This window comes from Pseudomonas indica NBRC 103045 (genome assembly GCF_002091635.1).
Lineage (GTDB): Bacteria > Pseudomonadota > Gammaproteobacteria > Pseudomonadales > Pseudomonadaceae > Pseudomonas_M > Pseudomonas_M indica.
Genome location: NZ_BDAC01000002.1, coordinates 196,973 through 214,021 on the forward strand (window position 1 = coordinate 196,973; position 17,049 = coordinate 214,021).

13 protein-coding genes are annotated in these 17,049 nt (G+C 63.6%); 3 read left to right on the forward strand and 10 right to left on the reverse strand.

The annotated features are described in order from the left end of the window. Positions 1-34 precede the first annotated feature (34 nt). The 3 genes from prpC to PIN01S_RS03450 all read right to left on the reverse strand — a co-directional run bounded on the left by prpC (position 35) and on the right by PIN01S_RS03450 (position 2,833). Positions 35-1,162: a bifunctional 2-methylcitrate synthase/citrate synthase gene (gene prpC / locus PIN01S_RS03440; protein WP_084333730.1), complete on the reverse strand. Its 1,128-nt coding sequence runs from the start codon at positions 1,160-1,162 to the stop codon at positions 35-37. Between the two features lie 64 nt (positions 1,163-1,226). Further along, on the reverse strand, positions 1,227-2,114 hold the full coding sequence (gene prpB, locus PIN01S_RS03445) for a methylisocitrate lyase (RefSeq protein WP_084333731.1): 888 nt from the start codon (positions 2,112-2,114) through the stop codon (positions 1,227-1,229). Next, positions 2,111-2,833 carry a GntR family transcriptional regulator gene (locus PIN01S_RS03450; RefSeq protein WP_084333732.1) on the reverse strand — a complete coding sequence of 241 codons (723 nt, stop codon included), beginning with the start codon at positions 2,831-2,833 and terminating at the stop codon, positions 2,111-2,113. Before PIN01S_RS03450 ends, prpB begins: the two co-directional genes overlap by 4 nt. A gap of 281 nt (positions 2,834-3,114) precedes the next feature. Here PIN01S_RS03450 and rloA point away from each other — a divergent pair, with 281 nt between their 5' ends. The 3 genes from rloA to PIN01S_RS03465 are packed head-to-tail and all read left to right on the forward strand — an operon-like array spanning position 3,115 to position 6,173. Then, entirely contained in the window at positions 3,115-3,651 is a 537-nt protein-coding gene (gene rloA, locus PIN01S_RS03455) for a retropepsin-like aspartic peptidase RloA (RefSeq protein ID WP_084333733.1), read from the forward strand. 5 nt (positions 3,652-3,656) lie between these two features. Then, positions 3,657-5,183: an osmotic stress tolerance membrane protein RloB gene (gene rloB, locus PIN01S_RS03460; RefSeq protein WP_084333734.1), complete on the forward strand. Its 1,527-nt coding sequence runs from the start codon at positions 3,657-3,659 to the stop codon at positions 5,181-5,183. A 3-nt stretch (positions 5,184-5,186) separates the two neighbouring features. Beyond that, entirely contained in the window at positions 5,187-6,173 is a 987-nt protein-coding gene (locus tag PIN01S_RS03465) for an alpha-L-glutamate ligase-like protein (RefSeq protein ID WP_084333735.1), read from the forward strand. A 93-nt stretch (positions 6,174-6,266) separates the two neighbouring features. On the opposite strand, the gene PIN01S_RS03470 is transcribed toward PIN01S_RS03465, so the two are convergent. From PIN01S_RS03470 to PIN01S_RS03500, 7 genes are all read right to left on the reverse strand, one after another. Then, complete coding sequence (locus PIN01S_RS03470) at positions 6,267-7,415, reverse strand: MalM family protein (RefSeq protein WP_084333736.1); 1,149 nt, start codon at positions 7,413-7,415, stop codon at positions 6,267-6,269. An 8-nt stretch (positions 7,416-7,423) separates the two neighbouring features. After that, positions 7,424-9,016 (reverse strand): outer membrane protein transport protein, encoded by a 1,593-nt coding sequence (locus PIN01S_RS03475; protein ID WP_090257137.1) that lies wholly within the window; start codon positions 9,014-9,016, stop codon positions 7,424-7,426. Positions 9,017-9,031: 15 nt separating this feature from the next. Then, a complete protein-coding gene (locus tag PIN01S_RS03480; protein ID WP_084333737.1) occupies positions 9,032-10,036 on the reverse strand; it encodes a transporter in 1,005 nt (334 codons plus the stop codon). A gap of 49 nt (positions 10,037-10,085) precedes the next feature. Beyond that, the gene (locus tag PIN01S_RS03485; RefSeq protein ID WP_084333738.1) at positions 10,086-10,847 is read right to left on the reverse strand and encodes a C39 family peptidase; all 762 of its coding nucleotides are present in this window, start codon (positions 10,845-10,847) and stop codon (positions 10,086-10,088) included. 74 nt (positions 10,848-10,921) lie between these two features. After that, positions 10,922-11,353 (reverse strand): DUF6160 family protein, encoded by a 432-nt coding sequence (locus tag PIN01S_RS03490; protein ID WP_084333739.1) that lies wholly within the window; start codon positions 11,351-11,353, stop codon positions 10,922-10,924. 240 nt (positions 11,354-11,593) lie between these two features. Then, entirely contained in the window at positions 11,594-14,305 is a 2,712-nt protein-coding gene (locus PIN01S_RS03495) for a helix-turn-helix transcriptional regulator (RefSeq protein ID WP_084333740.1), read from the reverse strand. Further along, the gene (locus PIN01S_RS03500; protein WP_244505942.1) at positions 14,302-17,013 is read right to left on the reverse strand and encodes a winged helix-turn-helix domain-containing protein; all 2,712 of its coding nucleotides are present in this window, start codon (positions 17,011-17,013) and stop codon (positions 14,302-14,304) included. Before PIN01S_RS03500 ends, PIN01S_RS03495 begins: the two co-directional genes overlap by 4 nt. Positions 17,014-17,049: the final 36 nt, after the last annotated feature.

Genomic DNA, 17,049 nt, shown 5'->3' on the forward strand with positions numbered 1-17,049 from the left:
AGCGGCCACGGCCGCCGGCTCCCCGGGCTTTCACTCAGCGTTTTTCCACGGGCACGAACGGCCGCTGCTCGACGCCGGTGTATTCCGCACTGGGGCGGATGATGCGGTTGTTGGCACGCTGTTCGAACACGTGGGCAGTCCAGCCCGCCACCCGCGAACAGACGAAGATCGGGGTGAACAGCTTGGTCGGGATGCCCATGAAGTGATACGCCGAGGCGTGGTAGAAGTCGGCGTTGGGGAACAGTTTCTTCTGCTCCCACATGGTCTTGTCGATGGCTTCAGACACCGGATACAGCACGGTGTCGCCCACTTCGTCGGCGAGCTTCTTCGACCAACCCTTGATCACCTCGTTGCGCGGGTCGGACTCCTTGTAGATGGCATGGCCGAAGCCCATGATCTTGTCCTTGCGCTCGAGCATCTTGAGCAGTTCGGTCACCGCCTCTTCCGGCGACGCGAAGCGCTCGATCAATTCCATCGCCGCCTCGTTGGCACCGCCGTGCAGCGGGCCACGCAGCGAGCCGATGGCAGCGGTGACGCAGGAAAAAATATCGGACAGCGTCGAGGCACAGACCCGCGCGGTGAAGGTGGACGCGTTGAACTCATGCTCGGCATAGAGGATCAGCGAAACGTTCATCACCTTCACGTGCAGCTCGGACGGCTTCTTGCCGTGCAGCAGCGCGAGAAAATGGCCGCCGATGGATTCTTCGGCGGAGGTGCAGTCGATGCGCACGCCCTCATGGCTGAAGCGATACCAGTAGCACATGATCGCCGGGAAGATGCCCAGCAGACGGTCGGCCTTGTCGCGCTGCTGTTCGAAGCCGGTTTCCGGCTCCAGCGTACCCAGCACCGACGCGCCGGTGCGCATCACATCCATTGGATGGGCATCCTTCGGGATGCGCTCCAGCACTTCCTTCAGCGCCTGGGGCAGATCGCGCAGTCCCTGCAGCTTCTTGCGGTAGGCATCGAGTTGCGCCTGGTTCGGCAACTCGCCGTACAACAGCAGGTAGGCGACCTCCTCGAAGCAGGCCCCGGCGGCCAGCTCGCGCACGTCATAACCGCGGTAGGTCAGCCCGGCACCGGTCTTGCCCACGGTGCAGAGTTCGGTCTGGCCGGCTACCTGGCCACGCAGGCCGGCCCCGCTCAATACTTTTGCTTCAGCCATTGCTCTCTCCTTCTTGAACGTGTTCTGGATGCTGCAATTTCGACCGGCCCCACCGGCCGGCGGGTCAGCTCTTCTTCTGGGCGAACAGGGCGTCCAGTTTCTGCTCGAAGCTGTGGTAGTCGATGCGCTCGTACAGCTCCATGCGGGTCTGCATGGTGTCGATCACGTTGCGCTGGGTGCCGTCGCGGCGGATTGCGGTGTAGACATTCTCCGCCGCCTTGTTCATAGCGCGGAACGCCGACAGCGGATAGAGCACCAGGGATACATCGGCGCTGGCCAGCTCCTCGGTGGTGTACAGCGGCGTGGCACCGAACTCGGTGATGTTGGCCAGGATCGGCGCTTTCACCCGGTCGGCGAAGGTCTTGTACATGGCCAATTCGGTGATGGCCTCGGGGAAGATCATGTCCGCCCCCGCCTCGATGCAGGCTTCCGCGCGATCGAGGGCAGCGTTGAGTCCTTCCACGGCCAATGCGTCGGTGCGCGCCATGATCACGAAGCTGTCGTCGGTGCGTGCGTCCACCGCCGCCTTGATCCGGTCGACCATCTCCTGCTGGGTGACGATTTCCTTGTTCGGCCGGTGGCCGCAACGCTTGGCGCCGACCTGGTCCTCGATATGGATGGCGGCGGCGCCGAACTTGATCATCGAGCGGACGGTACGCGCCACGTTGAAGGCCGATGCGCCGAAGCCGGTGTCGACATCCACCAGCAGCGGCAGGTCGCAGACGTCGGTGATGCGGCGAACATCGGTCAGCACGTCGTCCAGGCCGGTGATGCCGAGGTCCGGCAGGCCCAGCGAGCCGGCCGCGACGCCGCCGCCGGACAGATAGATCGCCTTGAAGCCGGCGCGCTTGGCCAGCAGCGCATGGTTGGCATTGATCGCGCCGACCACTTGCAGCGGATGTTCGCTGGCGACGGCATCGCGAAAGCGCTGCCCGGCAGATGCTTGACTCATGACTCACCTCGTTTTGTGGCTGTCTTGTCCGAAGCGTCCTGGAAGTGACGCTCGATGTTGCGCTTGGACGCGCCGATATGGCGGCGCATCAGCAGTTCGGCCAATTCGCCGTCATGGTCGGCGATGGCATCGAGAATGCGGTGGTGTTCGGCGAAGGCCTGGCGTGGCCGGTTCGGCGTGGCGGAGAACTGGATGCGGTACATGCGCACCAGTTGATACAGCTCGTCGCACAGGAGCTTGGCCAGGGTACGGTTGCCGCTGCCCTGGATGATCCGGTAGTGGAAATCGAAATCGCCTTCCTGCTGGTAGTAGCCGACACCGGCCTGAAACGCCGCATCGCGCTCGTGGGTCTCCAGCACCCGGCGCAGCTCGTCGATCTCCGCCTGACTCATGCGCTCGGCCGCCAGCCGGCAGGCCATGCCCTCCAGGGACTCGCGGATTTCGTAGAGTTCGATCAGCTCGGCATGGCTGAGCGAAACCACCCGGGCGCCCACATGGGGCACTCGCACCAGCAGGCGTTGCCCTTCCAGCCGGTGGATCGCCTCGCGCAGGGGGCCCCGGCTGATGCCGTAGGTACGCGCCAGCTCGGGCTCGGAAATCTTGCTGCCCGGCGCGATCTCACCTTTCACGATCGCCGCCTGGATACGCCGGAAAACGTGTTCGGAAAGCGTGCCGGAGTCTTCCGGGACGACAGGGGTGGATTCAAGGACGTCTTGCATATTGTCGACAACCAGGCGCTCGTTTCGGCAAAAAACTACCTCCCAATGGGCGACCTGTCAAACAAACCTAGACTATTGTCGACAATCGCACTCATAACCAAAAAATCGCATCGCCTCGGCAATTACCCAAAAATGCCTATAAGTGCAGTGGCGACGGAAGGACCGCATGTTAGAATGCCGGCCGCATTGCGCCCGATCGGAGCCCGCTCGCCGGCTCGCGGGAGTCACCCGTGCCCAGCCGATCCACCGAACGACGATCGCGATACATCAAACAAGGATCTATGAGACTCAAGCCTTACGCCCTGCTGTCCTGCCTGCCTCTCGTGACCGGCCAGAGTCTCGCCGCCGAGAAGACCATCTATGGTCTGAACGAATATGCCCAACTGACCGACATCGACGTGGAAATCGCCGCGAAACTGGACACCGGCGCCAAGACCGCGTCCCTGAGCGCGCGCGATATCGAACGCTTCAAGCGCGATGGGGAGACCTGGGTACGTTTCTATCTCGGCGTCGACGATGCCCACGAGCATCCCATCGAGCGGCCGCTGGCCCGCATCAGCAAGATCAAGCGCCGCGCAGGCGACTATGATCCCGAGGAAGAAAAGACCTACACCGCACGCCCGGTGATCGAAATGGAAATCTGCATGGGCAGGACGCTACGCAGCATCGAAGTGAACTTGACCGACCGGAGCGCCTTCCAATACCCGCTTCTGATCGGCTCCGAGGCACTCAAGCGCTTTGGGGCGCTGGTCGACCCGAGCCTAAAATATGCAGCCGGCAAGCCCGGTTGTACTTCCGACGCAAACTCCGCTGAGTAATACACATGCGCTCTCTCAACCTGCATCTGAAAGTCCTGATCACCTTGCTGGTGACCCTTGGCGTTCTGATCACGGCCTATCAGATCTTCATCCTCGGTATCCCGGTGACGGAAGACGAAACCGACGATCTCTGGAATATCGACGCCAAGGTCGAATTCCAGGCCAACCCTCGTGAGCCGGTCAAGGTGCAGATGTTCGTCCCGCCGCTGAACCAGGACTACGTCAGCCTCAACGAGAGCTTCATCTCCAACAACTACGGTGTCAGCGTCAACCGGGTCGACGGCAACCGCCGGGTAACCTGGTCGGCCCGCCGCGCCAGCGGCAAGCAGACCCTTTACTACCGCCTGGTGCTGACCAAGCGCTACAGCGGCGAGCAGGCGAAGCCCAAGGGTCCGATCTTCCGTGACAGCATCCCCGTCGAAGGCGCGGAAAAGATCGCGGCGGAAGCATTGCTGGCGCCCATCCGCCAGCACTCGGCCGACGTGGAGACCTTCATCGGCGAAACCATCAAGCGGGTCAACAACGCCAACGACGACAACGTGAAGCTGCTGATGGCCGGCGATGCCTCGACGCCGAACAAGGCCCGCATCATCGAACTGCTGCTGTCCATCGCCCACGTGCCGATGGAGCGCGTCCACACCATTCGCCTGATCGGTGAGCAGCCGCAGAGCCCCGAGCTATGGCTGCGTAGCTTCAACGGCGACAAGTGGCTGTACTTCAACCCTGAAACCGGCGAGCAAGGCATGCCCGCGGACCGCCTGATGTGGTGGATCGGCGACGACCCGCTGGTGGCCGTCGAGGGCGGCAAGCAGGCCCAGGTCAGCTTCACCCTGAACAACAGTGAGATGAACGCCATCCGCCTGGCCAAGCTGACCGACGAAAACACCGACGTCGACTTCCTCGAGTACTCGCTGTACGGCCTGCCGCTCTCCACCCAGCAGACCTACCAGATCATGATCATGATCCCGATCGGCGTGCTGGTGATCCTGGTGCTGCGCAACCTGATCGGCATCCAGACCCTCGGCACCTTCACCCCGGTGCTGATCGCCCTCGCCTTCCGCGAGACCCAGCTCGGCTTCGGTATCGTGCTGTTCACCCTGATCACCGCCCTCGGCCTGTCGCTGCGCTCGTACCTCGAGCACCTGAAGCTGCAGATGCTGCCTCGACTTTCGGTGGTGCTGACCTTCGTGGTCGTGCTCATCGCCGTGATCAGCCTGCTCAGCCACAAGCTGGGCCTGGAGCGCGGCCTGTCCGTGGCGCTGTTCCCGATGGTGATCCTGACCATGACCATCGAACGCCTGTCGATCACCTGGGAAGAACGCGGCGGCGGCCATGCGATGAAGGTCGGCGTGGGCACCATCATCGCCGCCTCCCTGGCGCACGTGTTGATGAACGTGCCAGAGCTGACCTACTTCGTCTTCACCTTCCCGGCCGTGCTGCTGGTGCTGGTGGGCTTCATGCTGGCGATGGGGCGCTACCGCGGCTACCGCCTGACGGAGCTGTTCCGCTTCAAAGCCTTTCTCAAGGACTAAGCCATGTTCGGTCTGATCAAGACGTGGAAGGCCCTCGAAGCGAAAGGCATCATGGGCATCAACCGGCGCAATGCGGACTACGTGCTGAAGTACAACAAGCGCAGCCTGTATCCCATCGTCGACGACAAGATCATCACCAAGCAGCGTGCGATCGACGCGGGTATCCATGTGCCCGAGCTGTACGGGATCATCGAGACGGAAAAAGAGATCGACAAGCTCAACGAGATCATCGGCGAGCACAACGACTTCGTGATCAAGCCGGCGCAAGGCGCCGGCGGCGACGGCATCACGGTGATCGCCGACCGTTTCGAAGGCCGCTACAAGACGGTATCCGGCAAGATCGTCACCCACGAGGAGCTGGAGCATCAGATTTCCAGCATCCTCACCGGCCTTTACTCCCTCGGCGGCCACCGCGACCGCGCGCTGATCGAGTACCGGGTCACACCAGACCAGATCTTCAAGAGCATCAGCTACGAAGGCGTGCCGGACATCCGCATCATCGTGCTGATGGGCTATCCGGTGATGGCAATGCTGCGCCTGCCGACCCGGCAGTCCAATGGCAAGGCCAACCTGCACCAGGGCGCCATCGGCGTCGGTGTCGACCTGGCCACGGGCATCACCCTGCGCGGCACCTGGCTGAACAACAAGATCGTCAAGCATCCGGACACCAACAACGCGGTGGACGGCGTGCAACTGCCGAACTGGGACGGCTTCATGAAGCTGGCCGCCGGCTGCTACGAGCTGTGCGGCCTCGGCTACATCGGCGTGGACATGGTACTGGACCAGGACAAGGGGCCGCTGATCCTCGAACTCAACGCCCGTCCCGGCCTGAACATCCAGATCGCCAACGACTGCGGCCTGGTGCACCGCACCCATGCCGTGGAAGCGCGCCTGGAAGAGCTGAAGAAAAAAGGCGTCAAGGACAGTGTCGAGGAGCGCGTGCGCTTCTCTCAGCAACTGTTCGGCCACGTGCACCCGGCAGAAAGCTGAGTCGCACCACCAAGGATTCGCCCCCACGGTCCCGTAGGGGCGAATTCATTCGTCCCAGGTCGATCAGCGGCCTGCTTCAGGGCCATCATCCCCCTACCGCACGATCGCCAGCTCGAAGCCGCCCTCGTTGCCATGGGCGTGCACCTGCATCCCCATCTCGTTCACCGACAGCTCCTGCAAGGGGCGTTTGAACGGTTTGTTGTCCAGGGTCTGTAGAGTGCGGTCCTCGTCGGTAGTCAGCAGCAACACATAACGTTCCCCCTCCGCCGCCCGGACCGGAATCGTCCCTTCGATGAACGCATAGCGATACCAGGTCTCGCCGTGCAACTGGTAGACCGCATCGCTGACCAGACGGGTCGGGCGCTTCGCCTCGTCGAGGAACAGCAGCGACGGGTAGACCACCTGTTTGTTGGCGAAACTGCGTATCCGCAAACCGTAGACCCGGTGCGAGCGTGGTAGCCGGAGGGCCGCGTAGTAGCTACGCCCCATGGGGAAATCGAAGCTCGGCGAATAGCGATTCAGTTCCTCGTAACGCGGCTGATCCACCGACAGGTCGGTGAATGCGTCCTCCGACAGTTGGGTACAGCAGCGATCCACCAGGCTCTGATAAAGGCTCTGCTGCTGCTCTTTGCTGCCTTGCAGGAGCGCCTTCATCGCCTCCGTCGGCTGGCCATCCAACCCCGGCAGCGCCGGTGCGCGTCGCTCGAACGCAACCTCGCGCCCTTCGCTGTAACGGGCCTGCTGCGTCGGAGCCGCCTCGGCGACACGCTCTCTCGGCACAGGCGAGTTACGCATACGGCCCTGCTCGTCGACCCAGGTGTAGTAGGGACTGCCATACTCGCTACGGACGAATCCCCTCCCCTCCAAAACATCAGCGTCGATGTATTCGCCTGAACGCTGGCCATTGGGCAGCCGGATGTCCGGCCGGCCGTCCCTGGCCTGGGCGCCGGCGTAGAAGCTGTTCTGCAGGTTGCCGTTGGCATCCACCCAGGTGAAATACCGGCGCTTCTGCTCGCCGCTGCTCTGGCTTCCGGGCCAGCGGGTGCCCTGCTCGTCGCCCTGGCGCGCCTGGTCGCTGCGGGCGATCCGCTGCCGGGCCTGGCTCTGCTGCTCGGCATAACGCGAATCGACGAAGGTATTGTGCAGTCGCCCTTGATCATCGACCCAGGTCAGGTAACGCCCACCAGCGGCCTGGAGCGGCAGACTGAGAAGAAGTGCGAGACCGAAAGCAAGAACGCGCATGGAAAGCCTCAGAAAGCAGTCTGGTAGGTCAGTGCGAACACGTAGGCCTTGACCGTGGTTTCGATGTCCAGATCGGCGTACGGGTTGTAGACCATGCTGTCCAGGTTCGAACAGTTGACGTTGCAGCTCGAGCGGGCCGGGATGTCCTGCTTGCTGACCAGATAATTGAAGCCGACGTCGATCACCGTGTCCTTGTCCCAGCGATAGCCCGCGCCAAGACCGTACAACGTGGCCTCGCCGAGCGGCGCCAGGACATCGGCGGCGTTGCCCGGGATCGCCGAACGGCGTGGCTCGTAGCCGAAACGCAGGCTCAGGCGGTCGTTGACTTCGTACTGGACACCCAATGCCCAGCTCCATACCGACTCATAGTTGCGGTCGAGAATGATGCTGTGCGAGGTGGCGTTGTTCGGCGAAAACAGCTTGGCGATCCGCAGCACGTCCAGTTCGCGGTCGAACTCCAGCTCGAACTTGTCCCAGGCATCGTAATCGGTCCACTTGAGATCGAAGTTGATCTGCCATTTCGGATGCGGCTTGATCTTGATCCCCGTGGCAAAGTGCGCCGGGTAGGTCAGGTCCAGGGACACATTGCCTTCTTCTTCGTCGAATACGCCGTCCGGGGTGATGCTGCTGAAGATCACGCCGATCAGCGAACTGTCCAAGCCCCGCCAGAAGCCCTGCCAGTCCTGGGAATAATCGACCCGGTACTTGCCCTGCAGGTGCATCTTCGCCTCGCTTTGGTACACCGCACCCCAGGCGAACCAGTCGGTCGGCTCCCAGAGAAAGCCGATGTTCCAGGTCGGCGACAGGGTCTGCTGCATGTCGATGTCGATATTGGCGATGTCGGTGAACGGACCGAGGTCGCCGCCGCAGATGTTCAACAGCACCTCGAACGGGTTGCCGTCGACCGTACAGAGCGCGTCCTGGGCGGCCCCGGTCAGGCCGGTCAGGACGTTGGGTGCGCGGAAATCCTGGTTGATGGCCATGGCCTGGTGGGAAAAACCAATCGACAGCCCCACCGACAGCTCGTCGTTGACCTGGTAGCCGATCGACGGCGAGAAATAGGTCAGCCGTTGCAGCACCACTTCCCGGCCCTGGTAGCGAGCCGGGTCGTCTGAGTCGCGGGTGAACCCCAAGGCCTGGGGCGTATAGACATTGGTGGCGAAGGTGAATTTCGACCCCGGTGGATTGATCGACAGGCCCGCCAGGGGCGCGAACAGCAGCGGGACTTCCATCGCCCCGCCCAGGCCGGGCAGGTACATGGCCGCTGTGGTCGTCCGGCTGGAACTGTTGGCCACCGGGTCGTCCTTCAGGCCGAAGAAGCTGCTGCCGTAGTCCGGCGGCGCATCGAAGTCGGCACGGATATCCATCATCCCGGTGATGAACTTGACGACGGTCTGGCGCCCCTTGAGCTTGGTCAGGGCCGCCGGGTTGTAGTGCACGGCATCGATACCGCTGGAGTCGGCGGTGATCGCGTTGCCCAGGGCCATGGCCTTGGGGTTGCCGATGGTCAGGTTCTGCGCCAGTTGGGCATTGGCGGCACCGGCCCAGAGCAGAGCTATCCCGGAGATCGCCCGCGCGAGCGGCGAAATACGCATGATCATGCTGATCGCTCGCTGTCAGGGGGCCTTCAGGCCTTTGATGTCCAAGGGCATGGAAAGCCCCAGCAACACGTCGGGAGAGTCTTCCGTCATGCCGAAGCCGGCGTTGATGTTGACGATATGCTCCGGCGAGGTACGCAGGCCGAGGGAGAAGTTCATGACCGAACTGGTCTGCTCGCGCCCCTCCAGCGTGACGTCGGAAAACTTGAACTCCGGCGCCAGGGAATGCGCCATCTGATAGGAAGCCGCCAGCGAAACGTCGTAGGACAGCGCATAGGCGAAGCCCATGCTGAAGTTGAAGGTCGAGCCCGGATCGACCCCTTCCAGCAGGCGTCCGCCGCGGACTTGGTGGATACCGTGGATAGGCAGGTTATAGGTGTAGCCCAACGAACCGAACAGCACGACCGGATCGATCACATAGGACATGTTGGCGCCGAAGCCGAGGCTGTAGTAGCCGTTGCCGGTGGAGAGATCGGTATCGCTGTTGATGTCGTAGGGGCTCTCCCCGGTGGGCAGGCCGAGGGTCGCGTAGAGCGTGGTGACCGGACGGCCGCGCAGCGAAGCCCAGGGCTGCCAGCGCAGTGAGGCGGAAACGTCGCCGAGGCTGTAGACGTTGAGGTCGCGCTCGGTGTCGTACTTGGCCACAAACGGCAGGCGCACGCTGAAGGTCAGGTTGTCCCAGACGCCATAGTCGAAGGTGAACGAATTGGTGAAGGTGTGCTGGGCCTCGCTCTGGCCGATCACGCTGTAGACGTTATTGCCGGTACGGACCGTCTCGATCAGGGTGTCGCGGGTCAGGGAATAGTCGAAGCCGTAGGTCAGCGTGCGCTCACCCTTCTTCAGCAGGGTGTAGCTCTTCTCAGCTGCCTGGAAGACTTCCTCCAGGGCCTTGGTACTATCGGCATCGTCTTCTTTCTTGCTCAATGCCTCACGGGCATCATCGACGGAAGGCTCATCGGCCATCACCGGCCCGGCGGCCAGAAGCGTCAGCATGGCCAGCCATGCGCACCCCCTCACTCCCATGACGCTATCCCCATCTCGTTATTGTTGTCGGGCTTCGTGCAACAGACGTTTACTTGCGGCGGATGTACTGGATGTCGCCTCCGGAGCCCAGCTCGGTGGCCTGCTCCGAGGTGAACTTGGCGATTTCGGGAAACTCCCTGAAGGCCAGCAGGCTGACCGTACGATCGTCGACCAGGCGCAGGTCGCGCTCGGTCAGCTGCAAGGCGTTGCGCGGCGCCTGCCCGCCGGGAAAGATGGCGAACAGCACGTTCTGGTCCCAGATTTCCTCGAAGCGGGTCCGGGTGAAACTGATGTTGCCCAGCGCCGGATCGGCTACGAACACGTGGTCGTTGTAGACGTCCCGGACCACGACGAAGTGTTTGAACCCGGCGTACTCGATCGGCACGATGGCCGGATGTTCGAGGGCATCCAGGTCCGAGAAGTCGGCGCGAAACCCGCCGCTCTCATAGCCGAGGGCAGCCACGAAGCGCTTCATGTCCAACAGCGAAAAGCCCCGCCGCTCGACGATCTTTTCCGCCTCGCCGAAACGCAATAGCCCCTCCATCACCTGGCGTTCTTCGAGGTTGCGGCCCAGGTAGTAGTCGAGCAGGGTGGTCAATGCCGCCGAGCCGCAGCTGTAGTCGTAGGCCTGGCGGATCACATTGCGGAACTGCAGCTGGCTCATCGGCTCCAGCACCACCGACTCGCGCACCGGGACGGTCCCGTTCAGCGCCTGGGTAATGTTCACCGTGCCTTGCTGCTGCGGCTTGGTTTCCACCGCCTCGGTGAAACCGAACACGCCGATCAGGCTGCCCACGAGGATTTCGATCATGCCGTCCGCCCAGATCCCGCCCGCCGAGGAGAACCCCGCCGACCCGGCGGGGCTTTCCGGTCGGGCAACCGAACTCAGTGACCCCAGACCTTGACGGTACTGCCGGCCATGTTCAGGTCGTTGATGGCCAGGGAGCCCAGGCTGGCGGCGCTGCTGTTACCCACCTTGATGGCGCCGACTTCCAGCTGGCCGGTCATCTCCGGCAGGCTGATCTGCAGCTGCTGGGTACCGCTGCTGTTGGTGACCACATCGACCATCAGCGGGTTGTCGTCGGAAATGTCGAAGCCGTCGAAGGACACGGTTTCCATGCGCAGCGAACCGCCGTTGGTATCGCCGTCGGTGTAGACGATGCTGCCGATGGAGCCGTTGAAGCTACCGGAAATGCTGATTCCGTCCTGACCGGTTACGCCGGCCAGCGCGGCATCGTCCATCGCTTTCAGATCGGCCTGGGCCAGGAGCGGAGCGGTCAGCAGAGCAGCAAGCGCCAGTTGGTTGAGTCTTTTCATTCTTCTTATCTCCAAAAGATCACAGGTGGGTTACCCCGGGGTGCCGCCGCAGACTCCTGTCTCCGGCAGTGGGACCGGCTCGCGCCGATCTCCAGGCCCGACGCTGCTTCCCTAGTCGCGTCGGACATGGATTCGTGAAGCCCCTGGCTTCGCGTCCTGTGAACAAGCTACTGGCCACCCTCTCGCCTGCCAGCCCATCCAACGGATGGAGCGGAACGGCAGCGCTGCGGAGGCTTTACTTCAGGCCTCGCTGAGCAAGCCGAGACTTTTCCCCTTCAAGACCGCTTGCGTGCGGCTGCGTACTCCCAACTTGGCGAACAGGTTGTGCAGGTGCCACTTGATGGTGGCTTCCGAGAGATGCACCGCCTGGGCGATGTCGCGGTTCGACAACCCCGCCGCCACGAACCGCAGGATCTCCCGCTCACGATGGCTAACGTCTTGATTTTCTTCGAATGTATCCGGGTCGACGGCGAGCCGCCGGCACTGCTCGCGAAGCATCTCCGCGACACCCTGCCAGGTTCCCGCGCGCCTGGGTTCGGCAGCGCGCCAGGCATCCCAGAGCGGCAGCAGCCACAGCGCATCGTCCAGGAACAGGCGCCGATAGCCACTGGCCCAGGCCTCTTCCAATGTGGACCGGAACAGGGCGAAGGCTTTTTCGCTGTTACCGCGCCGCCAATACGCTACAGAGAGTAACAAGGACAGACGCAAACGCCGGTCGCGCTGCACTTCCGCCGCCTGTTTGCTCACGCAGGCCTCCAGCATGGCCTGCGCTTTGTCGGCGCGCCGCTCGCTCAAGGCCAACCGGGCTTCCGCCAGCACCTGCGCGGCATGCGCATCGGGATAGCGCCCTGCCGAAAGACCGGCGAGATGACGTTCCAGTTGCAGGCAAATGCGCTCGGCCTCGTTCGGTCGCCGCATCCAGAGCAGGAACTGCACTTTGCAACTCATGCCCAGGGCGAAGACCCGTTCGTAGCCGGGTCCTTGCAGGCTGGCCAGCCATTCGTCCAACTGGGCCAGGCCCTGCTCCGGTTCGCCGGCGAAGAAACGCGCCCGCGCCATGACCAGATGGCCCCGGCTGATCAACTCCACTGGGGTCGCTACGTCGCGCCAGGTGGTCGCCAAGGGCAACTCAGCGAGGATCGCGGCATGGCGATCCTGCTCGTAGAGCAGATCGGCATAGGCCAACGCCAAGGGGCCGCCGACCCGGCTGCGCCGGCCGAACACGCGCTCGACCCGGTTGCGCGCCAGTTCGGCGATGGAGCGTCCGCGCTCGAGATCGCCCCGCTCCTTGCAGATCAGCGCTTCGATCAGGCTGGTCATCGCGTGCAGGTATTCGCTGTCCACCTGGCGCAGGCAGTGGCGCGCAGTGGCGATGGCCTTCTCGGCGTCGCCGAAATCGCCGAGCAAGGCATGCGCCGCCGCCTGCACACAGGCCAGGCTGGCACGGAACACCGGCTGGTTGTCCGGCGCGATGCTCAGCCAGTGCCGGGCAACCTTGAGGCAGCTCTCCAGCTTGTCCTGATAGAGCAGCACCAGCGCCTTGAGCACCTGCACAGCCGCCAGCAACTCGGCAAGGCCGAAGTGGAGAACGGTGCCGCGCCCTTGCAGCAGCCGCGTGCTCACTTCCTCGATCAATGCCTCGGCCTCGGCGAACTTCTGCTCGAACGCCAGTTGCCAGGCATAGAAAATCTGGAACACCGGATGTTCCTGGATCACCTCGGCAGGCACGCCCTTGAGCATGGCGAGGATGCTGTACACCCGGTTGCCGGCGATCAGGTGAGCCCCCTGGCGCTCCAGCAGTTCGGCGGCAAACCGGTAATCGCGGGCACGCAACGAATAGCGGATCGCCCGTTCCGGCAGATCGCGGCTCTCGCACCAGCGCGCTGCGGCATGCAACAGCGCGCTGCTGTCGCCGCGGCGAGCCAGGCGCCCCTGGAGGAACTCGGCGAACAGGTGGTGGTAGCGGAACCACTCGCCCTGGTCATCCAGCGGGATCACGAACAATTGCTCGCCCTGCAGGCGCATCAGCATGTCCAGGCCATCGCGGCGACCGGTGAGTGCGTTGCATAGGTCGGCGCAAAACTCATCCAGTACCGAAGTCTGGTCGAGGAACTGCTGCAACGGCTCCGGCAGGCTGTCGAGCACATCTTCGGCAAGGTAGTCGGCAATGTTCCGCTCGGTACCGGACAGGCCGGCGAGAAACGCAGCCCGGTCCGGGTGCCGGGCCATGGCCAAGGAGGCGAGATGCAGCGCGGTGATCCAGCCCTCGGTGCGCGCCTGGAGCTGGTCCAGCTCGGACTCGCTCAACGGCAGTTGCTTGATGTCGCGGAAGTAGGCTTCGGTTTCCTCGCGGGTCAGGCGCAAGTCCTCGCCCTTCAGCCAGAAAGCCCAGGGTTCGTCGGCGAGAAAACGCGGCTGGTAGCGCGTGCTGGTGACCAGATGGACATTGGCCGGCAAATGCTCCACCAGGTAGCGCGTCGCCTGGCCGAGCGCCGGGTGGCGGATGCGGTGGAAGTCGTCGAACACCAGGTACAGCTCGCTCTCCAGCCGTTTGAGATCAGCCAGGAAGGAGTCGATCACTGCCTCCACCGGCCAGCTCACGTCACCCTGGAGCATGGCGCTGGTACTGCTGCCGAAGCCCGGAACCACCGCCTCGATGGCCGCCACCACGTATTGCAGCAAGCGCTGCGGCTCGCTGTCGCTCTCGTCGCAGGACAACCAGGCCACCTGCGCTCCCGCACCCTGCAAGCGCAAACGGAATTGGGCGAGCACCGTGCTCTTGCCGTAGCCGGCCGGCGCGCTCAACACCAGCAGGCGGCGGTCGCGTTCGTTGAACAATCGCTCGATCAGCGCGCCCCGGGGCAATAACGGACGCCCGCTGGCCTCCGCCGGGAAAAGCTTGGTGCGCAACAGGGGGACACGACGAAACGGAGCAGAAGACTGGACGCTCATTGCAGCAGACTCAGCTCGCGGGCACGCCGGATGGCTTGCGTCCGGTTACGCACCTTGAGCTTTTCGTAGATGTTATGCAGATGCCATTTGACCGTTCCCAACGCCAGCGCAAGCTGCTGGCCGATTTCCTCGTTGGAAAGGCCCTTGGCGGCCAGGCAGATGACTTCGCGCTCGCGGTCGGTCAGCCCCTCTTCGAGGACCTCCAGGGACTGCCGCGCCGCCTGGCCGGGCCAGACCGCCAGAAGACTGCGAATGAAGCCCAGCAGCGCCGGTTGCCGCTCCGACGCCTCGAGCTGCTGCAAGAGCAGGCGGATCGCCTCGCCCTCCTCGATGAACAGGCTGCGCACGCCTTCGCGTTCGGCACCGACCAGACATTGCACCAGTAGCGACTGCGCCCGCTCCAGATAGCCCAGACGCTGGTAGCTGAGGGCGGCCAGCAGGTCGAGGCGGAGCTGCTGCAAGCCGTGCCAGTTCGGCTGTAGCAGGCCGCGCAACTGAGCGATTTCATGCAGGGCTTCGCTGTAATGACCGCGCGCCTGTTGCAGGCGGACACGCACCAACCCCTGCATCCAGAGCACCGGATTGAAGGCGCGCTGGCTGTAATTGGCGCCCAGCTTGGCCCAGTCCACACTCTTCAGCCGCTGCTCGGCCCGCTTGACCCGATCGACCGCCGGCTCCTGGAGGATCAGGGCGATCTCATCGCCCACCGCCTGCACATAGAAGCGCCAGGACTGGTTGCGCGCCGCCAGGTTCTGCATGCCCACCAGGGTCGCCAATGCCTCCTTGGTGTTGCCGCGCATGCGTTGGATACGCGCCAGGCACAGCATGCCGCGGGCGTAGATGTCGATCGGGTTGATCACATCCACCCGGCTCAGCGCCCAGGCCAGGCGCTCTTCGAGCCCGTCCAGGCGGGTCTGGTGGTAAGCGATCAGCGACTCGGTGATAGCCGGCAGGGCCAGCGCCCGTGAGCGCTCGTCGAACCAGGGGATGACCTGGGCACGCAACTGGTCGAACAGCAATTGCGCCCGCTTCACCTCCCCCTGCTCCAGCGCCAGGAAGATCTCCACCTGGGCCAGCTGCATATCGAGGAAACGTCCTTCGAGGAAGTGATTGCGCTGCTGCGCCAACCCCAGCAGGCGCCGGGCCTGCTCCGGTTGCGCCAGCATCACCTGGGCCAGCGCGCCGATGATCAGCACGGCCACTTCGAGAAAGGCACTGTGCTGCCCCAACTGCCCCTCGACCCGGCGGGCCAAGCCAACGCAGAGTTCCAAGTCGTCCTTCTGCAAGGCAATCACGCCCTTTACGGTCAGGGCGGCCAGGTAATTGTCGTTCAAGGGGCTGTTGGCCCGGGCATCGCCCCAGCGCGTCAGCAACTCGTCGAGTATGCGGTTGGCTTCAGGCAGTGCCAGTTCGGACGCGCGCTGCCAGACATCGGCCAGTACCAGGATCGGAAAGCGCTCGGCGATGGCGTCCGGGACCTTCTGCCGCCACCGGTAGATGGCACCGAGCTGGCCACGGTTGACCAGTTCCAGGCCACAGCCATCCACCAGCGCCGCGAGCATTTCCGGATCTTCCGCCAGGCAGGCATGCTGGATCGCCAGGTTCTGCATGTGGTGGTTGGTGAACCAGAGACTGGCATTGAAATGCAGCTGCTGAAAACGCTCCGGATCGCGGTCCTTGAGCCGGGCACGGAGAAAGTCGGCGAACAGGTTATGGAAGCGATACCACTGCCGTTCCCGGTCCAGCGGCATCAGAAACAACTGCATGGCTTCCAGTTGTTCCAGCAATTGCTGGCCGTCATGCCGTCCGGTCAGGGCATTCGCCAGGTCGCCACTGAGCTGGCTGGCCACACCCAGGTTGAGCAGGGTTTCCTGCAGGTCGAGAGGAAGCTGCTCGAACACCCCGCGCAACAAATAATCGCCGACGGCAGCCTGGTTGCCGATCAGCTCCACCATCTGCCGGGAAGCCTGGGGCTGGTGACGCAGCCAGAGGCTGGCCAGGTGAACGCCTACCAGCCACCCCTCGGTGTGGCCATAGAGTGCCGCCAGCGATGCCTCGTCCAGCGTCAGACCGCAGCGATCCAGGTAGTCGCGGGTTTCCGCTTCGGTCAGTCGCAGCTCCTCGGGGCCGATTTCCAGAAGCAACCCCTTGGCGCGCCAGGTAGCCAGGTTCAGCGGCGGCTGGACGCGGCTACCCACGGCCAGGGTAAAACCCGCCGGCGCCAGCTTGACCAGCCGATTGAGAGCGCTGAACAGCTCGGCATCCTGGATCAGGTTCAGATCGTCGAGCACCAGCAGCAAGGGCACGTCATGCTGGGCAAGGTCCGCCAGCAGACTCTCCATCACGGCCGCCACCGGCACTCGCATGGTGTTTTGCAGATAGCGCCGGGCATCCTCGCCCAGTCCCGGAATCGCCCGTTCCAAGGCCTGGATCAGTTGGTGGAAAAACCGGGAAGGATCGTCATCGTCCGGCCCGAGCGATACCCAGGCCACCGCATCGCCGGCCGCCCGGCGCGATTCGGCCATGGCGGCGAGCGCCGTGGTCTTGCCGAAACCGGCGGGGGCTAGAAACAGCAGGAGCCTGGCGTGGGGATGGGCAGCCAGGGCGGCTTGCACCATAGGACGGGGCAGGTAGTCGGCGGCAACCTGTGGAGGTGTGAGTTTCGAGCGCAACAAGCTGCCCGCGGCTGGATCGGAAACTACGTCCACGGCCTGTATCCCTTCATCGTTATCGTTGTGGTACGG